The 16,176-nt window shown below is 73.8% G+C and carries 18 protein-coding genes and 7 tRNA genes; 9 read left to right on the top strand and 16 right to left on the bottom strand.

All coding sequences use genetic code 11. From position 1 onward, the window contains the following. Positions 1-5: 5 nt before the first annotated feature. The 3 genes from ACPPVO_RS16395 to ACPPVO_RS16385 form a co-directional block, all read right to left on the bottom strand. A complete protein-coding gene (locus tag ACPPVO_RS16395; RefSeq protein ID WP_426512053.1) occupies positions 6-983 on the bottom strand; it encodes a hypothetical protein in 978 nt (325 codons plus the stop codon). 33 nt (positions 984-1,016) lie between these two features. Beyond that, positions 1,017-2,165, bottom strand: coding sequence for an RCC1 domain-containing protein (locus ACPPVO_RS16390; RefSeq protein WP_426512052.1), 1,149 nt, complete (start codon positions 2,163-2,165; stop codon positions 1,017-1,019). A 148-nt stretch (positions 2,166-2,313) separates the two neighbouring features. Further along, positions 2,314-3,204, bottom strand: a complete 891-nt coding sequence (locus ACPPVO_RS16385) for a MerR family DNA-binding transcriptional regulator (RefSeq protein WP_426512051.1) — start codon at positions 3,202-3,204, stop codon at positions 2,314-2,316. Between the two features lie 92 nt (positions 3,205-3,296). Between ACPPVO_RS16385 and eno the strand changes: the two genes are divergently transcribed. Genes eno through ACPPVO_RS16370 form a run of 3 tightly spaced genes read left to right on the top strand, consistent with a single transcriptional unit; the run spans position 3,297 to position 5,459 of the window. Continuing rightward, on the top strand, positions 3,297-4,556 hold the full coding sequence (gene eno, locus ACPPVO_RS16380; RefSeq protein WP_426512050.1) for a phosphopyruvate hydratase: 1,260 nt from the start codon (positions 3,297-3,299) through the stop codon (positions 4,554-4,556). 16 nt (positions 4,557-4,572) lie between these two features. After that, complete coding sequence (locus tag ACPPVO_RS16375) at positions 4,573-4,998, top strand: helix-turn-helix transcriptional regulator (RefSeq protein ID WP_360392630.1); 426 nt, start codon at positions 4,573-4,575, stop codon at positions 4,996-4,998. 5 nt (positions 4,999-5,003) lie between these two features. Next, on the top strand, positions 5,004-5,459 hold the full coding sequence (locus ACPPVO_RS16370; RefSeq protein WP_426512049.1) for a VOC family protein: 456 nt from the start codon (positions 5,004-5,006) through the stop codon (positions 5,457-5,459). 371 nt (positions 5,460-5,830) lie between these two features. Here ACPPVO_RS16370 and ACPPVO_RS16365 read toward each other — a convergent pair. The 7 genes from ACPPVO_RS16365 to ACPPVO_RS16335 form a co-directional block, all read right to left on the bottom strand. Next, positions 5,831-5,905 (bottom strand) — tRNA-Arg (locus ACPPVO_RS16365). Position 5,906: 1 nt separating this feature from the next. Then, positions 5,907-5,983 (bottom strand) — tRNA-His (locus ACPPVO_RS16360). A gap of 2 nt (positions 5,984-5,985) precedes the next feature. Further along, positions 5,986-6,059: transfer RNA gene (locus tag ACPPVO_RS16355), tRNA-Val, on the bottom strand. A gap of 16 nt (positions 6,060-6,075) precedes the next feature. Further along, positions 6,076-6,149 (bottom strand) — tRNA-Val (locus ACPPVO_RS16350). Positions 6,150-6,162: 13 nt separating this feature from the next. Continuing rightward, positions 6,163-6,235 (bottom strand) — tRNA-Arg (locus tag ACPPVO_RS16345). 165 nt (positions 6,236-6,400) lie between these two features. Then, a tRNA-Ile gene (locus ACPPVO_RS16340) sits at positions 6,401-6,476 on the bottom strand. Position 6,477: 1 nt separating this feature from the next. Then, positions 6,478-6,554, bottom strand: a tRNA-Thr gene (locus ACPPVO_RS16335). Positions 6,555-6,970: 416 nt separating this feature from the next. Between ACPPVO_RS16335 and ACPPVO_RS16330 the strand changes: the two genes are divergently transcribed. The 3 genes from ACPPVO_RS16330 to ACPPVO_RS16320 are packed head-to-tail and all read left to right on the top strand — an operon-like array spanning position 6,971 to position 9,511. After that, a complete protein-coding gene (locus tag ACPPVO_RS16330) occupies positions 6,971-7,468 on the top strand; it encodes a SigE family RNA polymerase sigma factor (protein ID WP_426512048.1) in 498 nt (165 codons plus the stop codon). Beyond that, complete coding sequence (locus ACPPVO_RS16325; protein WP_426512047.1) at positions 7,465-8,517, top strand: hypothetical protein; 1,053 nt, start codon at positions 7,465-7,467, stop codon at positions 8,515-8,517. The genes ACPPVO_RS16330 and ACPPVO_RS16325 overlap by 4 nt, the downstream gene beginning before the upstream one ends. Positions 8,518-8,527: 10 nt before the next feature. Beyond that, positions 8,528-9,511 carry a DUF2332 domain-containing protein gene (locus ACPPVO_RS16320; RefSeq protein WP_426512046.1) on the top strand — a complete coding sequence of 328 codons (984 nt, stop codon included), beginning with the start codon at positions 8,528-8,530 and terminating at the stop codon, positions 9,509-9,511. Between the two features lies 1 nt (position 9,512). Here the strand turns inward: ACPPVO_RS16320 and ACPPVO_RS16315 are convergent, their stop codons facing one another. Beyond that, a complete protein-coding gene (locus ACPPVO_RS16315) occupies positions 9,513-10,154 on the bottom strand; it encodes a hypothetical protein (RefSeq protein WP_426512045.1) in 642 nt (213 codons plus the stop codon). Between the two features lie 68 nt (positions 10,155-10,222). Here ACPPVO_RS16315 and ACPPVO_RS16310 point away from each other — a divergent pair, with 68 nt between their 5' ends. After that, positions 10,223-10,636 carry a DNA-binding protein gene (locus tag ACPPVO_RS16310; protein ID WP_426512044.1) on the top strand — a complete coding sequence of 138 codons (414 nt, stop codon included), beginning with the start codon at positions 10,223-10,225 and terminating at the stop codon, positions 10,634-10,636. Positions 10,637-10,714: 78 nt separating this feature from the next. Here ACPPVO_RS16310 and ACPPVO_RS16305 read toward each other — a convergent pair whose 3' ends face one another. Both ACPPVO_RS16305 and ACPPVO_RS16300 read right to left on the bottom strand, forming a co-directional pair. Then, a complete protein-coding gene (locus tag ACPPVO_RS16305; RefSeq protein WP_426512043.1) occupies positions 10,715-11,506 on the bottom strand; it encodes an SDR family oxidoreductase in 792 nt (263 codons plus the stop codon). Between the two features lie 12 nt (positions 11,507-11,518). Beyond that, positions 11,519-12,454 (bottom strand): GGDEF domain-containing protein, encoded by a 936-nt coding sequence (locus ACPPVO_RS16300; protein ID WP_426512042.1) that lies wholly within the window; start codon positions 12,452-12,454, stop codon positions 11,519-11,521. A gap of 85 nt (positions 12,455-12,539) precedes the next feature. Between ACPPVO_RS16300 and ACPPVO_RS16295 the strand changes: the two genes are divergently transcribed. Continuing rightward, complete coding sequence (locus ACPPVO_RS16295) at positions 12,540-13,187, top strand: hypothetical protein (protein WP_426512041.1); 648 nt, start codon at positions 12,540-12,542, stop codon at positions 13,185-13,187. Here the strand turns inward: ACPPVO_RS16295 and ACPPVO_RS16290 are convergent. Together ACPPVO_RS16290 and ACPPVO_RS16285 are read right to left on the bottom strand one after the other, a co-directional pair. Next, positions 13,165-13,821 (bottom strand): response regulator, encoded by a 657-nt coding sequence (locus ACPPVO_RS16290; RefSeq protein ID WP_426512040.1) that lies wholly within the window; start codon positions 13,819-13,821, stop codon positions 13,165-13,167. The genes ACPPVO_RS16295 and ACPPVO_RS16290 overlap by 23 nt on opposite strands. Positions 13,822-13,826: 5 nt before the next feature. Beyond that, complete coding sequence (locus ACPPVO_RS16285) at positions 13,827-14,957, bottom strand: sensor histidine kinase (protein WP_426512039.1); 1,131 nt, start codon at positions 14,955-14,957, stop codon at positions 13,827-13,829. Between the two features lie 143 nt (positions 14,958-15,100). On the opposite strand from ACPPVO_RS16285, the gene ACPPVO_RS16280 reads away from it, so the two are divergent. Continuing rightward, entirely contained in the window at positions 15,101-15,790 is a 690-nt protein-coding gene (locus tag ACPPVO_RS16280; RefSeq protein WP_426512038.1) for a hypothetical protein, read from the top strand. On the opposite strand, the gene ACPPVO_RS16275 is transcribed toward ACPPVO_RS16280, so the two are convergent. Then, on the bottom strand, positions 15,757-16,125 hold the full coding sequence (locus ACPPVO_RS16275; RefSeq protein ID WP_360381663.1) for a winged helix-turn-helix transcriptional regulator: 369 nt from the start codon (positions 16,123-16,125) through the stop codon (positions 15,757-15,759). The two genes, ACPPVO_RS16280 and ACPPVO_RS16275, sit on opposite strands and share 34 nt — an antisense overlap. Positions 16,126-16,176 lie beyond the last annotated feature (51 nt).

Raw genomic sequence — 16,176 nt, 5'->3', positions numbered from 1 at the left:
ACCGCCTACACGAACGGCCCACCCCCGCTTTCGACACGCCCGCCGGCCGCCGCGGTGCTCAGACCCTCGAGATCGATGTGGTACCAGCTGGACCGCATGAAGGCGTGCAGCTCCCCGCCCCGAGTGACGTACCGCAATCTGTTGGTCTCGATTCCGTCCGGCAGCACGACCCGGCACTGGGCGCCCAACCGAGGCTGGTCGTCGCGGCCGATCCGCAGCATCGTTGCGACGTCGTACTCCGGACCCCAGCCGTTGATCAGGGCGAGATCCCGGCCGCTCCGAAGGAGGTGGCGGGCCGACTGGTACGGCGATGCTCCCCAGTCGGTCACCTGGGCGCCGGTCGCGGAGAGGATGTGGAAATCGGTGAAGGGACAGAAGTATGCGGTTTCGCCGGCCACGTTGAGCGAGTAGCAGTCCGAGATGACGGGCAGCCCGGAGTTCTGTGGATACAGCCAGTCGACGGTCAGGTCGCTGTCGAAGCGCGCGAGGCCGTGTCCTTCCGGACCGCTGCCGCCCATCGCCTCGTCGAAGTAGCCGGCCCACACCTTGCCGGAGGGGGAGGCCAGCAGCTCCTCGACGGCGTCACCGACGTGGGCCCGGTGCTGCAGATCGCCGCTGCCGGTCCATACTTCGGCGTTGGCCTTCCCCGGCCGGGTCCGTGCCGCCGCCAGCAGCACGCGCCCCTCGGGCAGCGGCTGCACGAAGCTCACCCGCAGGTCCGTCTCGACATCGACGGCACCGATGACCCGTCGCCGGCCCGGGACATGCCACGTCACCTGCTTGCGATTGACGCCCTCGCGAAACTGCCACACGGCCAGCGCGGTGCCGTCGGGACCCACGCCGACCGCTTCGGGCTCCCGCATCGTGTCGGCCGGACACGCTGACCTCACGAATCCGTGGCGTCGCAACGGCGCGACGGGCAGCTTCAGAACCTCCAGTCGCCGCCGGAGCTTGGCCCGATCGTGCTCGGCGTCAGTGCTCATGGGTCAAATCATCTGCTCCGGCCCAGCCGGAGCTCAACTGATCAGGACCGGCGTGGTGCGGTTGCTCGTGTCGCCGACGCCCAGTTCGCCGCTGGAGTTGAGGCCCCAGCACCACAGCCGGCCGTCCACGCCGATGCCGCACGAGTGGGCGGGGCTCGCCGACACGGCGCTCCACTTGTGCTCGTTGATGAGCCGGATCGGCTGGTTGCGGTTCGTCGTGCCGCCCAGGCCCAGCTGGCCGTAGTAGTTGGAGCCCCAGCAGTACCGCGTTCCGTCGGTCATCAGGCCGCAGGCGTGCGACCCGCCGACGGACACCGAGGCCCATCCGCCGCCCGGCGTCATCGTCGGCGTGGTCCGGCCGGTGTTGTCGCCGACGCCGAGCTGGCCGCTGCCGTTCTCGCCCCAGCAGTACAGGCGGCGGCCCGTGGAGATCGCGCAGCCGCTCTCGTTGAAGTCCGAGGCGGAGATCGCCAGGAAGGTGCCGTCGTCCGGGTTCGAGGGCACGTCCCAGCCGTTGCCGGTCGTGCCGAGGCCGAGCTCGCCGGAGCTGTTGTCGCCCCAGCAGTGCCGGCTGCCATCGGACTGCAGGCCGCAGGTGAACGTGTCCCCCGCGGTGACCGACGTCCACACGTTCGCGTCCACGACGGTCGGCACCGAGCGGTTGACCTCGTCGCCGAGGCCGAGTTCCCCGATCTGGTTGTACCCCCAGCAGGCCAGCTCGCCGCTGGAGCGGACCGCGCACGTGTCGTCGCCGCCGGCGGAGATCGAGTCCCACACGCCCTCGTGCAGCAGCCGGATCGGCGCGTTGCGGCGCAGGAGGTCGCCGAGGCCGAGCTCGCCGTAGGAGTTGTCGCCCCAGCAGTACCGTGTCCCGTCGGTCTTGAGCGCGCAGGTGTGGTTGAGCCCGGCCGACACCGTGCGCCAGCTCCCCGCCCCGACCTTCGCCGGCACGGCGCGGTTGGTGGTGTCGCCGACGCCGAGCTGCCCGAAGCGGTTCAGGCCCCAGCACCACAGCGTGTGGTCGGACTGCACGCCGCAGGTGAACCCCCAGCCCGTGCTCACGTTGAGCCACGTGGCCCCGGCCGCGTTCGCCCGCACCGGCAGCCCGGCGATCAGGACCGCCGCGACCAGCGCGACGACCACCGCCCGCCCGGCGGCCCGAACTCTGCTCGCGCTGTCCATGGCGGGGCCCCTTCCGGCGGCGATCGGAGAACCCGCACCCTAGGACCCGCACCGCCGATCGGCCCACCCGACGGGTTTCCGCCCGCGCTGCGGGGCTGCCCAGCCGACCCGGCGGGCGGGAAAATTTCACAGAACCCGGCAACGATGCTCAGCGCGGCGCGCGCGAGCGGTTCAGCCAGCGCAGGACCTCGTTCGCGTGGGTCGACGGGGCCGGGATCGGGTCGAAGACGTGTTCGACGCGGCCCTGCGACACGACGAGGGTCACGCGGCGGTACAGCGTCATGCCGCCCTGCTCGAACGTCGGCAGGGCCAGCGCCGCGGCGAGGGTCAGGCGGGGGTCGGGGATCAGCGGGTACGGCAGTCGCAGGCGGTGCGCGAGTTCCTGCTGGTAGCCCAGCGACTGCGCGGACAGCCCGTAGACGCGGGCGGCCCCGGCGACGAGCAGCTCGCCGTGGTGGTCGCGGAACCAGCGCGCCTGCTCGGTGCCGCCGCGCGCGCCCGGGATCTCCAGCAGGCCGTCGGGCAGGTCGACGCCGGGGCGGCCGGTCAGCGGGTACACGAACAGGATCGTGCGCCCCGGGCCCAACCGGCCGAAGTTCACCGCCTCGCCGTTGGTCGCGAAGATCTCCACGTCGGGCAGCTCGCGGCCGGCGAGGTCCGCGGGCTCGGCGGCGGGGCCGGCGAACTCGGCGACCCGCACCAGCGCCAGGCGCTCCTCCAGGGCCTCGCGCTGCGCCGTCAGCTGCCCGATGCGCGACTGCAGGCCCGAGATCGCGCCGCGGTACGTGGCCAGCGCCGCCGCGCACACGTCCGACTCGTCGGCGCCGGCGGCGAGGCTCTCGACGAACGGCCGGGTCTCCTCCACGCTCAGGCCCAGGGCGGTCAGCTCGCGGATCTGCACGACGAGGCGCTCGGCGACCGAGTCGTACTCCCGGTAGCCGTTGGCCGTCCGGCGCGGGACGACCAGTCCCAGCGACTCGTAGTACCGCAGCGCCCGTATGGTGGTCCCCGAGCGCCGCGCGAGCTCCCCCACGCGCATCCCCCGACGATAAACCCGAACCCCAGGGTACGGGTCAAGGTGTTCGTCATCGCGTCGCGCACACCGGCGCTGAGCTGCCAGGATCTGCGCTCATGACAGTCATCGAAGCAGTCGCCGCCCGCCAGATCCTCGACAGCCGCGGCAATCCGACGGTCGAGGTCGACGTGCGCCTCGCCGACGGGTCGCTGGGCCGGGCCGCGGTGCCCTCCGGCGCGTCGACCGGCGCCGCGGAGGCGGTGGAGCTGCGCGACGGCGACCCGGAACGCTTCCACGGCAAGGGGGTCGCGAACGCCGTCGCCAACGCCACCGGACCGCTCGCGGCGGCCGTGCGGGGCCTCGACGCCGAGGACCAGGCGGCGGTCGACGCGGCGCTGATCTCCTGCGACGGTACCGCCGACAAGCGCCGCCTCGGCGCCAACGCGATCCTCGGCATCTCCCTGGCCACCGCCCGGGCCGCGGCCGTCGCCCGCGGCGTGCCGCTCTACCGCTCGCTCGACCCCGACGCCGCCGTGCTCCCGCTGCCGATGATCAACATCGTGAACGGCGGCGCCCACGCCGACAACCCGCTCGACTTCCAGGAGTTCATGATCGCCCCGGTCGGCGCGCGCACGTTCTTCGAGGCGGTGCGCATGGGCTCGGAGGTCTTCCACACCCTGCGCCGCGCGCTGGCCACCGCCGGGCACAACACCAACGTCGGCGACGAGGGCGGGTTCGCGCCCCAGTTCACCACCGCCGACGAGGCCCTCACGTTCGTCACCGACGCGATCGCCGCGAGCGGCTACGAGGCCGGGCGCGACATCGCGATCTGCCTCGACCCCGCGGCGTCGGAGTTCTTCAAGGGCGGCGCCTACGACTACACCGGCGAAGGCCTGAGCCGCTCCGTCGGGGAGCACATCGACTACCTGTCCGGGCTGCTGCGGCGGTACCCGATCATCTCCATCGAGGACCCGATGGCCCAGGACGACCTCGACGGCTGGCGCGCCCTCACCGAACGCGAGGGCGCGAACACCCAGCTCGTCGGCGACGACGTCTTCTGCACCGACGCCGCCCGTCTGCAGGCCGGCATCGACGGCGGCTGCGCCAACGCGATCCTGGTGAAGGTCAACCAGGTCGGCACCCTCACCGAGACACTGTCCACCGTGGACACCGCCCGGCGCGCCGGGTACCGCGTGGTGATGTCCCACCGCTCCGGCGAGACCGAGGACACCACGATCGCCGACCTCGCCGTCGCCACCGGCTGCGGGCAGATCAAGACCGGGTCGGTGTCGCGCTCGGACCGCACCGCGAAGTACAACCGGCTCATCCGCATCGAGGAGGAGCTCGGCCCGCGCGCGCGGTTCGCGGGCCGGTAGCCTCGGCGGGGTGGTGATGTCGGCGGCGGAGGACCAGAACCGGCGGCTGCTGCGCGCCCGCGACGCGATGGACCGCGACTACGCGCGGCGGCTCGACCTGCCCGCGCTCGCCCGGCTCGCGCACATGTCCGAGGGCCACTTCAGCCGCACGTTCCGGGCCACGTTCGGCGAGACCCCGCACCGCTACCTGCAGCGGCGGCGCATCGAGCGCGCGATGGCGCTGCTACGCGACCCCGCCAGCTCGGTCACCGACGCCGGGCTGCGGGTCGGGTTCGACAGCCTCGGCGCGTTCAGCCGGGCGTTCCGGGCCGTCGTGGGCGTGGCGCCGTCGCAGTACCGTGCCCGCGGCCTCGTCGCCCGCGCGCCGGTGTGTTTCGTCAAGACCTGGCTGCGACCGGTCAGTTTCGGCGAAGCGCCCGGTGCCGTCCCGCCCGTACGGTGACAGGCATGTTCAACGCGATCACGATCACCACGGTGCGGGTCCTCGACCAGGACGAGGCCCTCGACTTCTACGTCGGCAAGCTCGGCTTCCAGGTCGACGAGGACGTCGACATGGGCTTCATGCGCTGGCTGACCATCTCTCTGCCGTCCGACCCGGGCCGGCAGCTGCTGCTGGAGGTACCCGGCCCGCCGGCGCTGAGCGAGGAGACCGCCGCCCAGGTGCGCGACCTGCTCACCAAGGGCGCCCTCGGCACGGCCGCGATCCTCACCACGGACGACTGCCGGGCCGTCCACGACACCCTCAAGGCCCGCGGCGTCGAGTTCACCCAGGACGTCGAGGTCCAGCCGTACGGCACCGACTGCGTCTTCCGCGACCCCTTCGGCAACCACATCCGCGTCACGCAGATGGCCGAGCAACCGGCCGAAATCACCGAGGACGACATCGCCCGCTGGCGGGGCTGACCGGCTACGACCCTGCGCGCCCGGGGCGCCGCTTTCCGCGTGGCGCACCGGATCCACCGGTACCCGCCGATGCACGGCACCGGGCCACGACACGGTCGAGCTGGAACCCACCCCGGATCCGTCGGAGCTGACCCTGACCGTCACCTTGAACACCTTCCGCGGCGACGTCCAGGTGTCGTTGGTACGGACCTCCGCCACCTGACGCTCACAACGCCGGCGGTGGCGCCAGGATCGATGCGGATCCGCGGACTTCTGCGGACGCGAGGGAGCCGGTGATCTGGCCCGCGGAGCGAGGCCAGTGGCTGCGTAGCAGCCATGGGGGGTGCGGGGTGGGAACCCCCCGCCCCGCGCGCCAGCGCGGAGAAACACAGCACCCTCGGCAGGATTCGAACCTGCGACCTCCGGCCTCGCATGCCGGTGCTCTCGTCCAACTGAGCCACGAGGGTATGGGGTGACCACCGGGACTTGAACCCGGACCTTCAGAGCCACAATCTGATGTGCACCGTCCCGTACACCATGGTCACCGTGTCCGCGCCAGGGTTCGAACCTGGGACCTCCGCCGTGTGAAGGCGGCGCTCGTTCCGGCTGAGCTACGCGGACCTGTTCTGCCTTGCCGTACCCCGGGCCGGTCTCGAACCGGCGGCCTCCGTCCTGTCACGACGGCGCTCTGGCCATCTGAGCTACCAGGGTCCAACTCGCTGCGCACCCCGAGCAGGATTCGAACCTGCGACACGCGGCTCCGTAGGCCGCTGCTCTCTCCGCTGAGCTACCGGGGCTAAGGTCCTGTCCTGCCGATCATGCCGGCCTGCGCCGGGCCCAGATTCCGCCTGCGCGCACCCCGCGAAGGCCGGGTGACAACACCGGTAGCCAGGCCTCCGCGGGGCACACGCAGGCGAAATCTGAACTCCGTCTCGGCTCGCCATGATCGACAGGACAGGACCTGGTCCCGTCGGTTGGACTCGAACCAACTGTCTCCTCGTTATCAGCGAGGCGCCCCTACCTGCGGGCCGCGACGGGGTGGAGCCGAAGGCCGGAGTCGAACCGGCGGCCTCTGTCGTACCAGGACAGCGCTCTCCCTTTCTGAGCTACATCGGCATCGTCGGAAACCGGGGAGTCGAACCCCGCACTTCCTGGTCCCAGGCCAGGTCCGGTCACCGAGCCGGTCGTTTCCGAGGTGAAGAAAAGAATGCGCAAAGAATTGCGCAGGAAGGGCACATAAAAAAACCGCCCGGGTCCCTGTTCGGGGCGGGCGGTCGAGGTTGAGGCTGGTCAGCCTACCCTCGCCACCGGCCCGTGGGACGGATCACGGGAATGACATGCGGTCGGGGAGTCGGAATGACAACCACTCGTCGGGTGTTCATCTCGGGCTCCTCCTTCGGCATGTTGGGCGCTGCGGTTCGACGTAGACAACAGTACGCGGGCAATGCCACCCCGGCAATGGATTAATTTGATGCAACAGCGAGGGGCGCCCATGCGTGCAGTTGGATGACGGTACACACGGGAGGACCTGAGTGGACTTCGACGAATACGTACGGCAGCGCGGGGCCGCGCTCGTGCGCCTCGGGCGGCTGCTCACCGGCGACCGGCACCAGGGCGAGGACCTGGCGCAGGACGTGCTGGCGCGGGCGTTCGTGCGCTGGGCGCGGATCGCGGCCGACGGGGCGCCGGACGCGTACCTGCGGCGGGCCCTCGTCAACGCGGCGATCTCGCGCTGGCGAAGGCCGAGCTCGCGGGAGGTCGCGATGGCGGCGCCCGCGGAGGTGGCGGACCTGACGGATCTCGGGGAGCGGGCGGCCGAGCGGGATGCGGCCTGGCGGCTGATCCGGCGGCTGCCGGCGAAGCAGCGCGCGGCGGTGGTGCTGCGCTACTACGAGGACCTCGACGACGCCGCGATCGCGGGGCTGCTGGGGTGCTCCGAGGGGACGGTGCGCAGCCAGGTGAAGCGAGCGCTGGACACGCTGCGGGCGCGTCTGGTGCCGGACGGGGCTTTGAACGGAGAGCGGGGATGAACGATCTCGACGACATGGTCCGCGCGAGCCTGGCGGCGGCGGCGGACGACGACGTGCACGTGGAGCGCCTGCTGGCGGGGGTGCGTGCGAACGGTTCGCGGCGGCGGCGCCGGCGGCGGCTGATCGAGGTGACGGGCGTGGTCGCGGCGGTGGCGGTGGTCGTCGCGGGCGCGGCGGTGGCGCTGCGGCCGGCGCCGGACGGGGCCCCGGCGACGCCGTCGGTGCTGCCCACCGGGCGGCCGGTTCCGGACGCCGTCTCGCCGCTGCAGGACCCGGGCGTGGTCGGCGTGGCGCCGGTGCTGCACCTGACCTTGGCTTCGGTGCCGTTCCCGGTGGACACCGTGCGGTACTCCGACGAGGTCATGCCCTGGCCGATCGACGTGGCCGACGAGAACCTGCTCGTGAACGGCCGCAACGGCGAGCACGTCAGCGTGCGGGTCAGCACGAAGGAGACCGGCGCGCCGAAGAATCCGTCCGAGACCCTGACGCCCGAGGCGGTCGACGTCGGCGGCGTGCCGGGGCAGTTCGTACGACATCCCGGAGGGGCGTTCCCGGCCGGACCGGCGTCCTCGGTCCTGACGTGGCGGGCCGGCGCGCTCTACTTCCGGCTGAGCACCTCGTATCCGGATCCGCAGCAGGCGGTCGCCCTGGCCCTCGGCGTGCGGCTGGATCGCGCGCACTCGTGCGGGCCCTCGTTCCGGTTGCCGGCGTCGCTGACGGCCGGCCTGACGTTGCAGAGCTGCCGGCTCTCGTTCAAGCAGGGGCGGGTCAACGAGACGGCGTCCCAGTTCGCCGGGGCGGACCACCGGCAGTTGTCGGTCCAGGTGAACAACGCCGAGGACCCGGGCCTGCAGCCGAGCGGGATGCCCGCGCTGGCCACCGACGTCGTCGACGGGCGGCCGGTGTGGCTGATCGAGGGGTACAAGCGGGCGACGCTCTCGCTCGGCGGGGCCTGGATCCAGGTCGACGGGGACGACTGGGAGCAGGTGAAGCGGGTGGCCGGGGCGGTCGAGCCGCTCGGGTTCGACGCGCAGCAATGGCCGATCTAACCTCGGGGGCATGAGCCTGGAGGGCACGGCCCAGGATTACCGGTTCTTCGCGAACGTGATGGCCCGCGGGAGTTCGCCGCTGTACGAGCGGCTCGCGCTGGGTGTGGCCGGGGACGCCGGGATGCTCGAGGTGCTGGAGGGGCTGCCGCCGGAGAAGCGGCAGCCCAACCTGCTGTTCGCGGCGGCGCGGCTGGTCGCGGGGACGCCGGAGGGGTACCGCGGGCTGCGCGACATCGTGTTCGGGCGGCGCGACGAGGTCGTGGCCGTGATGCTCGCCCGGCGGACGCAGACCAACGAGCCGGGGCGGTGCGCGGGGCTGTACCCGGCGCTCGCCGCGCTGCCGCAGCCGCTCGCGCTGCTGGAGGTCGGGGCGTCGGCGGGGCTGTGCCTGCTGGCGGACCGGTACGCGTACGAGTACACGGGAAGCGATGGAAGCGTCACGCGGGGCGGTGCCACGGACGGGGCGCCGGTGCTGCGCTGCCGGGTCGACGGGCCGGCGCCGGCGGTGACGCCGGGCGCGGTCGCGGTGGCGTGGCGGGCCGGGATCGACCTGAACCCGCTCGACGTCACCGACGAGGAGGACGCGCACTGGCTGCGGGCGCTGGTCTGGCCGGAGCAGCGGGAGCGGCGGGCCCGGCTGGACGCGGCCCTCGAGCTGGCCCGGCGGGACCCGCCGCGGGTCGTGGCCGGGGACCTCAACGAGCGCCTCGACGCCCTCGTGGCCGAGGCGCCCGCCGGGGCGACGCTGGTGGTGCTGCACACGGCGGTGGTGGACTACGTGCCGGAGCCGGCGCGCAGCGCGTTCGCGGAGCGGGTGCGCGCGCTGCCCGGGCACTGGCTGTCGCAGGAGATGGCGCACGTGTTCCCGGCCATCGCGGCGCGGCTGCTGGAGCCGCCGCCGCGGGACGAGGTCGCGTACGTGCTGGCGCTGGACGGGCGGCCGCTGGCGTTCACCGCGATGCACGGCTCGTGGCAGCGGCCCCTCGTCTCCTAGGCTAGATGGCGATCCAGGTGGCGCGGGCGACGGCGATCGCGGTGCCGGCCGGGTCGTACACAGTGGACAGTGCCTGGGCCTTGCGCCCCTCGCCGCCGAGGAACCGGCCCATCACGAGGCAGGTGTCGCCGGGCCGGGCGACCGCGTCGATCCAGACGGCCAGGCGGCCCAGCACGTACGGGCGGCCGTCGCCGATGACCGACCAGCCGCCGGGGCAGTCCAGCACGGCCCACATGGTCACGTCGGTGACGTCGGCCGGGACGAGCCAGGGGGTGGCGGTGCGGTCGCCCGGCACGGGGCCGGGGCGCAGGCCGAGGCCGTCGGCGCGGTCGGTGCCGCACACGTAGCAGGTGGGGAACGGGTGGTTGCTGAGGCCGGCGTAGCGCTTCGTCGCCTCGGCGGCCTCGTCCAGCGGCACCGGCGGTACAACCTCCGGCCTGTCCGCCGGTGCGGGACGGGCCTCGGCGACGAGCTCGTCGCCGTGGAACAGCGCGCCGTCGAGCCGCAGGTCGACGTCCAGCGGCGGCGGGCGGCGCAGCGTCACCTCCGCGGGGGCGAGGCCGAGCTGGGTGGCGAGCAGGCCGGCGCTGTAGCCGCCGTTGCCCGAGCCGGGTGGGCCGTTGTAGCGCGCCGCGATCCGCATCCTGCCGGTCTACCACACCGCGCCGTTTGAACATTGTGTTGAAAACTAAGCGTTGATACGGTACCGGCATGAGCGAACTCCTGAACCGGCCGGACCCTGCCGCTCGGCGCGCCGAGCGGGTGTACGCGGCGCTGACCCACCTGACGGCGCGGCACGCGGGCTCGCCGGAGCTGCGGTCGCGGCACGTGCACGCCGACGTGCCCGCGCCGCACGAGGTGGTGCGGGTCGCCGCCGCCATGGCCGCGGGCGCGGTGCCGCCGCAGCCCGGCGAGCCGCCGCTGGACGAGTCCGACCTGGTCGCGGCGCTGACGCTGCTGCCGGACGTGCGGGCGGAGCTGGACCTCACCGAGCGGTACCTGCTGCAGACCGCCCGGGACCGCGGGATGACCTGGCAGGACATCGCGCTGAGCCTGGGGCTGGGCAGTCCCCAGGCGGCGCGGCAGCGCTACGAGCGGCTCACGGCCCGCACCGAGGAGCTTTAGGGGCTGAATCGAAGTGGATGGCCGGGCTGCGGCGGACTCAGGCGTCGCCTCGCTCCGACCCCCACTTCGATACAGCCCCTAGCGGCGGAAGCCGCCCTCGGTGTTGATGACCTGGCCGGTGATCCAGGCCGCGTCGTCGGTGGCGAGCCAGGCGATGAGGCGTGCCGGGTCGTCGGGCTCGCCCCAGCGGCCGGTCGGGAAGTGGTGGCGCACGGCCTCGAGGTCCTCGGGCGAGGCGTAGCCGGTGTCGACGGGGCCCGGGTTGACCGTGTTGAGGGTGATCCCCCGGCCGGCCACCTCGTCGGCCAGGGTGCGGGTGATGGAGGCGACGGCGCCCTTGCTCGCCGCGTACGCGACCTCGCCCGGCATCGGGCCCAGGTCCTGGCCCGACGTCATGAACACGATCCGGCCGCCGGGCCCGCCGTCGTGGCGGGCCACGAACGCCTGGGCGAGCAGGATCGTGGCGCGGGTGTTGACCGCGTAGTGGGTGTCGAGCATCACCGCGTCGAGGGCGCCGAGCGGGCCGTCACCGCCGCTGCGGGCGTGGTTGCACACGAGGATGTCCAGCCGGCCGAGCTCGCCGTGGGCCGCGGCGACGAGACGCTCGGGCGCGGCCGGGTCGGCGAGGTCGGCGCTGCCGTGGGCGAGCCGGGCGTCCGGGCCGGCCAGCGCCTCGCGCACGCCGGTGGCGACCGCGTCCGGGCCGCCGGGGTCGGCGCCCCAGGGCTGGTCGCGGTCGTGCGGGACGAAGTGGTGCAGGTACAGGCTCGCGCCGAGGGCGGCCAGGCGGCGGGCGACGGCGTAGCCGATCCCGGCCCGCCGGCTGACCCCGGTCACCAGCGCGGCCCGGCCCGACAGGGGAAGATCCATCGGGCCAGGATGTCAGGGGAAGACGGTGGGCCGGTAGCGGGGCAGCGGGTTCAGGCCCTGCTTCGCCTCGTACATCTTCTTGTCCGCGTGCGCGATCAGCGCGTCGGCGTCCAGGCCGCCCGGGCGGGTCCAGGCCACCCCGACGCTGGCCCGGGGCCGCAGCACCGCGCCGTTGAGCTCCAGCGGCGCCGACTCCAGCGCCGCGCCCAGCGCGAGGGCGAGGTTCTGGGCCTGCTCCAGGCGGGGCACGTCGCGGCCGACGACCACGAACTCGTCGCCGCCGAGGCGGCCGACCACGTCGCCGTCGCGGACCGTGGCCCGCAGCACGTTCGCGACGTGGGCGAGCATCCGGTCGCCGGCGGCGTGGCCGAAGCGGTCGTTGACGGGCTTGAAGTCGTTGAGGTCCACGAACACGGCGGCGGTGCCGTAGCCGGCGGCGGCGAGCGCCTCGGACAGGGCGCCGAGCGTCGCCCCGCGGTTGCGGCAGCCGGTCAGCTCGTCGATGGTGGCGCGCCGGTGCAGCTCCTCGCGCAGCCGTACCTCCTCGGTGACGTCGGCCAGGCACACGACCGCGCCGGCGACCCGGCCGTCGGCGGTGGTGAGCGCCCGGGCCTTGGCGCTGGCGCGGCGCAGGCCGAGGCGGGGGTCGCGGTAGCCGTACTCGATGTCGGCGTCGGTGCCGTCGCGCAGGACCCGCGCGAGGGCCTCGCCGACCATGGGCCGGTCCGCGGGGATCACGGGCTCGAGCTGGGCCGCGCCGAGCTCGCCGCCGATCTCGGTGCCGACCATGCGGGCGCCGCGCGCGTTCTGGTACACCACCCGCCGCTGCGCGTCGATCTGCACCACGGTCATCGGCAGCGCCTCGGTGAGCCGGCGCAGCAGCTGCTCGCTGGCCCGCAGCGCCTCCTCGGCCATCTCCTCGGTGATGTCGAGCATCTCGGCGAACACGTACGGCTCGGCCCTGGCCTGCGGGCTGTGGTTGGTGATCTCGAACCAGATGACCCGCCCGTCGCGGTGCAGGTGCCGCAGCCGGATGCGCCGCGCCTCCCCGGCCGGGGTGGGCGAGCAGGTCCATCCAGCCCGCGATGGCCCGCAGGTGGTCGTCGGGGTGCACGAGGTCCAGCGAGCGGCGCCCGGCCAGCTCGGCCGCGGTCCAGCCGAGCACGCGGTGGATCTGCGGGTCCGCGTCGACGATGACGGCCGCCTGGTCCTTGCGCAGGGTGACCAGCCGCGGCCGGATGTCCTCGTGCTCGAGCGCGCTGACGCCGTCGAGATCGGTGATGACGAGCACGATGACGTCGTACCGGTGGCGGGCGTCGATGAGGTGCAGCCGCGCGGGCCGGTCCGGCTGCGACCGCGGGAGGAAGCGGCAGTTGGCGACGCCCTCGGCGAGCAGGCGGTGCCACGCGTCGACGATGTCGGCATGGTCCTCGGGCAGGGCGAGCTCGATCGCCGAGGCCGGCCCGTGGATGGGGCGAAGCCCGGCGGTGCGCAGCGGCTCCGGCAGGTCGACGAACAGCCCGGTGGGCCCGACGGCGCCGATGAAGGCGTCCGGGTACCGCGCGATCGTCGCCTCGAGCACCGCGTCGCGGTCGGCGGGTTCAACCCTGGTCTCGGCCATGACCGGACATCGGCACGAGGCCGCCGAAGTCAAGGAATCACGCGGCGCCGGGGCGGATGAGACCGCTCTCGTAGGCGAACGCGACCGCCTGCACCCGGTCGCGCAGGCCCAGCTTGGTCAGCATCCGCGAGACGTACGTCTTCACGGTCGCCTCGCCGAGGAAGAGCGTCGCGGCGATCTCGGCGTTGGACTGGCCGCGCGCGACCAGGCGCAGCACGTCGACCTCGCGCTCGGTGAGCTCGGCCAGCCGGGCGGCGGCGCGGGGGTCGGCGGCGGGCGCGGACGCGTACGACTCGATGACCCGCAGCGTGACGGCCGGGTCGAGCAGCGCCTGGCCGGCGGCGACGGTGCGCACGGCGTGCACGAGCTGCTCGGGCGGGGCGACCTTGAGCAGGAAGCCGCTCACCCCGGCGCGCAGGGCGGCCCGCACCGCCTCGTCCTCGTCGAACGTGGTGAGGATGATCACCCGGGCGGCCGACTCGGCGAGGATGTGCCGGGCCGCCTCGATGCCGTCCCCACGCGGCATGCGCACGTCGAGCAGGACGACGTCGGGGGCGGTGCGGCGCACCTCCGCCCGCGCGGCCGGCCCGTCCGCGGCCTCGCCGACGACCTCGATGTCGTCCTGGTGGTCGAGCAGCATGCGCAGCCCGGCCCGGATCATGGCCTCGTCGTCGGCGACCACCACGCGGATCACCGGGATCACACCGCCCCCAGGGGAAACACGGCCCGCACGGTGAAGCCGCCCGGCCGCCGCCCCGCGCTCAGCGTGCCCGAGGACGCCGCGACGCGCTCCCGCATACCGATCAGGCCGAAGCCGGGCGGGTCGCCGCCCGGGGCGTCCCGGGTGTCGTTGTCGACGGTCAGCGAGACGCTCCCCGGCTCCCGGCGCAGCACGACCGTGGTCGGGACGGGCCCGGCGTGGCGCAGCACGTTGGTCAGCGCCTCCTGCAACACCCGGTAGGCCGAGATGTCGAGGGTCCGCGGCAGGTCGTCGAGGTCGCCGTCCACGGTGAGGGTGACCGGCAGGCCGGCCGCGCGGACCTCGCCGACGAGCTCCTCGGCGCGGGCGAGCGTCGGCGGCGCCGCCGGCGGGTCGCGCAGGATGCCGACGAGGGCCCGCATCTCCCGCACCGACTCCCGGCCGAGCCGCTCGGCGCCCTCCAGCATCTCGGCCTGCGGCGTGCCGGCCGGCAGGGTGCTGCGCACGGCGCCGAGCTGCAGCACCATCACGCTGATCGAGTGGGCGACGGCGTCGTGCATGTCGCGGGCGATGCGGCGGCGCTCCTCGGCGACCGCGGCGTGCGCGCGGGCCTCCCGCTCGGCGTCCAGCGCGGTGTTGAGCCGGGCCAGCAGCTCCGCGCGGTCGCGCAGCCGCCGGGCGACGAGACCGACGCCCCACGCGCCCCAGGCCAGCAGCCCGAAGAACATGTTCTCCCAGGCCTGGGCGCCGAGCCCGGCGACGGTGGAGCCGGCGGCCCGGCCCGCGACCCAGGTGCCGGCGCCGGCCAGCAGGTGCAGGGCGAGCGGGGCCCGCCAGGAGGCGCGGGCGACCCGGTACCCGGCCCAGCCCGGCGCGGCGAAGAAGCCCAGGACCGCGGCCCCGGTCGGGCCGTCGAGCCCGCCGAGGACGGCGATGGGGAAGGCGAGCCCGACCACCGCCGCCCCGGCTAGGGGGCGCCACGCGGCCAGCACCATGCCCCCGGCCACCGCGGCCAGGGCGGCGGCGGGCGCGGCCGGCGCGGCGGAGAACTGCCCGTCGAGCAGGATCTCGGCGGTGCCGATCACCGCGAGGGCCGCGGCCAGGCCGAGGGGCACGATCTTGCCGTCCATGCGGCGAGCCTAAACGGCCCAGGTCAGCCGGCGGGTCGGCCGTACGACGGACACCGTGACGACGCCGCGTCCGTCGCCGGGGGGACGGGAGTCGAGCCGCGCGCGGGCAGAGTTCGGGCGGCGATCTCCCTAGCGTTTCCGGCATGACGAACAAAACCTCTCCCGCCCAGCGGGTCATGCTTGTCGCCGCCGGGGCCGCCCTGCTCGCGGGCGCCGCCTGCTTCTTCGCCGGCCTGGCCACGTCGCCCCCCGAGGTGGACGAGACCAAGGCCTCCTACCTGCGCTCGCTCGCCGCAGACCCGTTCACCACCCAGCTGTCGGCTCTGCTGCTGCACTACGGCAACCTGCTCATGGGGGCGGGGCTGCTGGCGGTACCGCTGCTGGTGCGCGGCCGCCGCGGCGCCGTGGTCACGGTGACCGGGGCGCTGCTCGGCGCGCTCGGGCTGCTGGAGATGTCCGGGGCGCTGCTGTCCGACTGGTTCCACATGGAGATCGGGCGCAACCTGCCGATCGAACAGGCGGTGCTCGTCTCCGACAAGGTGCTCGCGCACCCGGCCGAGCAGCTGGCGTTCAACCCGGGGCCGCTGGTGTCGCTGGCGCTGCTGGTGACGTTCGTGGGGCTCGCCCGGGCCGGGGTCGTGGGCTGGTGGGCGGTGCCCGCGATCGTCGCCGGCTACGCGGGGATGCTCTTCATGCCGTACGACACCCCGATCCTGCCCGCGGTGGGCACCCTGCCGATGCTCGCGGCGATGGGCTTCGCCGGCTGGCGGGTGCTCGGCCGGGCCCGGGTCGGGGCGGCTCAGCCGGCCGCGGAGACGGTCCTGGTGTCGTAGTCGTCGCGGGCCTCGAGGATCTCGCCGATGTGGGTTTCGGACCAGTCCTTGAGGGCACGCAGGATCGGCACCAGGGTGCGGCCGAGCGGCGTCAGCTCGTAGTCGACCCGCACCGGCACCGACGGGGTGACGGTGCGGGTCACCAGCCCGTCGCGCTCGAGCGTCCGCAGCGTCTGGGTGAGCATCTTCTGGCTCGCCCCGGCGATGCGGGTGCGCAGCTCGCCGTGCCGCATCGGGCCGGTGGCCAGGGCGTTCACGGCCAGTCCGGCCCACTTGTCGCCAATGGTGGCGAAGACCTGGCGGGTCGGGCAGGCGGCCATGAACGCGTCGTACATGACCCGCTCGTCGGCGCGGCGCTGCTCGGCGGTCTTGGTCACGTGGGCCCC

The organism is Dactylosporangium sp. McL0621 (assembly GCF_049995355.1).
GTDB lineage: Bacteria > Actinomycetota > Actinomycetes > Mycobacteriales > Micromonosporaceae > Dactylosporangium.
This window is presented reverse-complemented; position numbering and strand designations above follow the sequence as displayed.

Bases quoted from the DNA above. Each gene is read 5' to 3' on its own strand.
- ACPPVO_RS16395 (WP_426512053.1), bottom strand. From the start codon at position 983: ATGAGCACTGACGCCGAGCACGATCGGGCCAAGCTCCGGCGGCGACTG.
- ACPPVO_RS16390 (WP_426512052.1), bottom strand. From the start codon at position 2,165: ATGGACAGCGCGAGCAGAGTTCGGGCCGCCGGGCGGGCGGTGGTCGTC.
- ACPPVO_RS16385 (WP_426512051.1), bottom strand. From the start codon at position 3,204: ATGCGCGTGGGGGAGCTCGCGCGGCGCTCGGGGACCACCATACGGGCG.
- eno (WP_426512050.1), top strand. From the start codon at position 3,297: ATGACAGTCATCGAAGCAGTCGCCGCCCGCCAGATCCTCGACAGCCGC.
- ACPPVO_RS16375 (WP_360392630.1), top strand. From the start codon at position 4,573: ATGTCGGCGGCGGAGGACCAGAACCGGCGGCTGCTGCGCGCCCGCGAC.
- ACPPVO_RS16370 (WP_426512049.1), top strand. From the start codon at position 5,004: ATGTTCAACGCGATCACGATCACCACGGTGCGGGTCCTCGACCAGGAC.
- ACPPVO_RS16325 (WP_426512047.1), top strand. From the start codon at position 7,465: ATGAACGATCTCGACGACATGGTCCGCGCGAGCCTGGCGGCGGCGGCG.
- ACPPVO_RS16320 (WP_426512046.1), top strand. From the start codon at position 8,528: ATGAGCCTGGAGGGCACGGCCCAGGATTACCGGTTCTTCGCGAACGTG.
- ACPPVO_RS16315 (WP_426512045.1), bottom strand. From the start codon at position 10,154: ATGCGGATCGCGGCGCGCTACAACGGCCCACCCGGCTCGGGCAACGGC.
- ACPPVO_RS16310 (WP_426512044.1), top strand. From the start codon at position 10,223: ATGAGCGAACTCCTGAACCGGCCGGACCCTGCCGCTCGGCGCGCCGAG.
- ACPPVO_RS16305 (WP_426512043.1), bottom strand. From the start codon at position 11,506: ATGGATCTTCCCCTGTCGGGCCGGGCCGCGCTGGTGACCGGGGTCAGC.
- ACPPVO_RS16295 (WP_426512041.1), top strand. From the start codon at position 12,540: ATGCGCCGCGCCTCCCCGGCCGGGGTGGGCGAGCAGGTCCATCCAGCC.
- ACPPVO_RS16285 (WP_426512039.1), bottom strand. From the start codon at position 14,957: ATGGACGGCAAGATCGTGCCCCTCGGCCTGGCCGCGGCCCTCGCGGTG.
- ACPPVO_RS16280 (WP_426512038.1), top strand. From the start codon at position 15,101: ATGACGAACAAAACCTCTCCCGCCCAGCGGGTCATGCTTGTCGCCGCC.
- ACPPVO_RS16275 (WP_360381663.1), bottom strand. From the start codon at position 16,125: ATGTACGACGCGTTCATGGCCGCCTGCCCGACCCGCCAGGTCTTCGCC.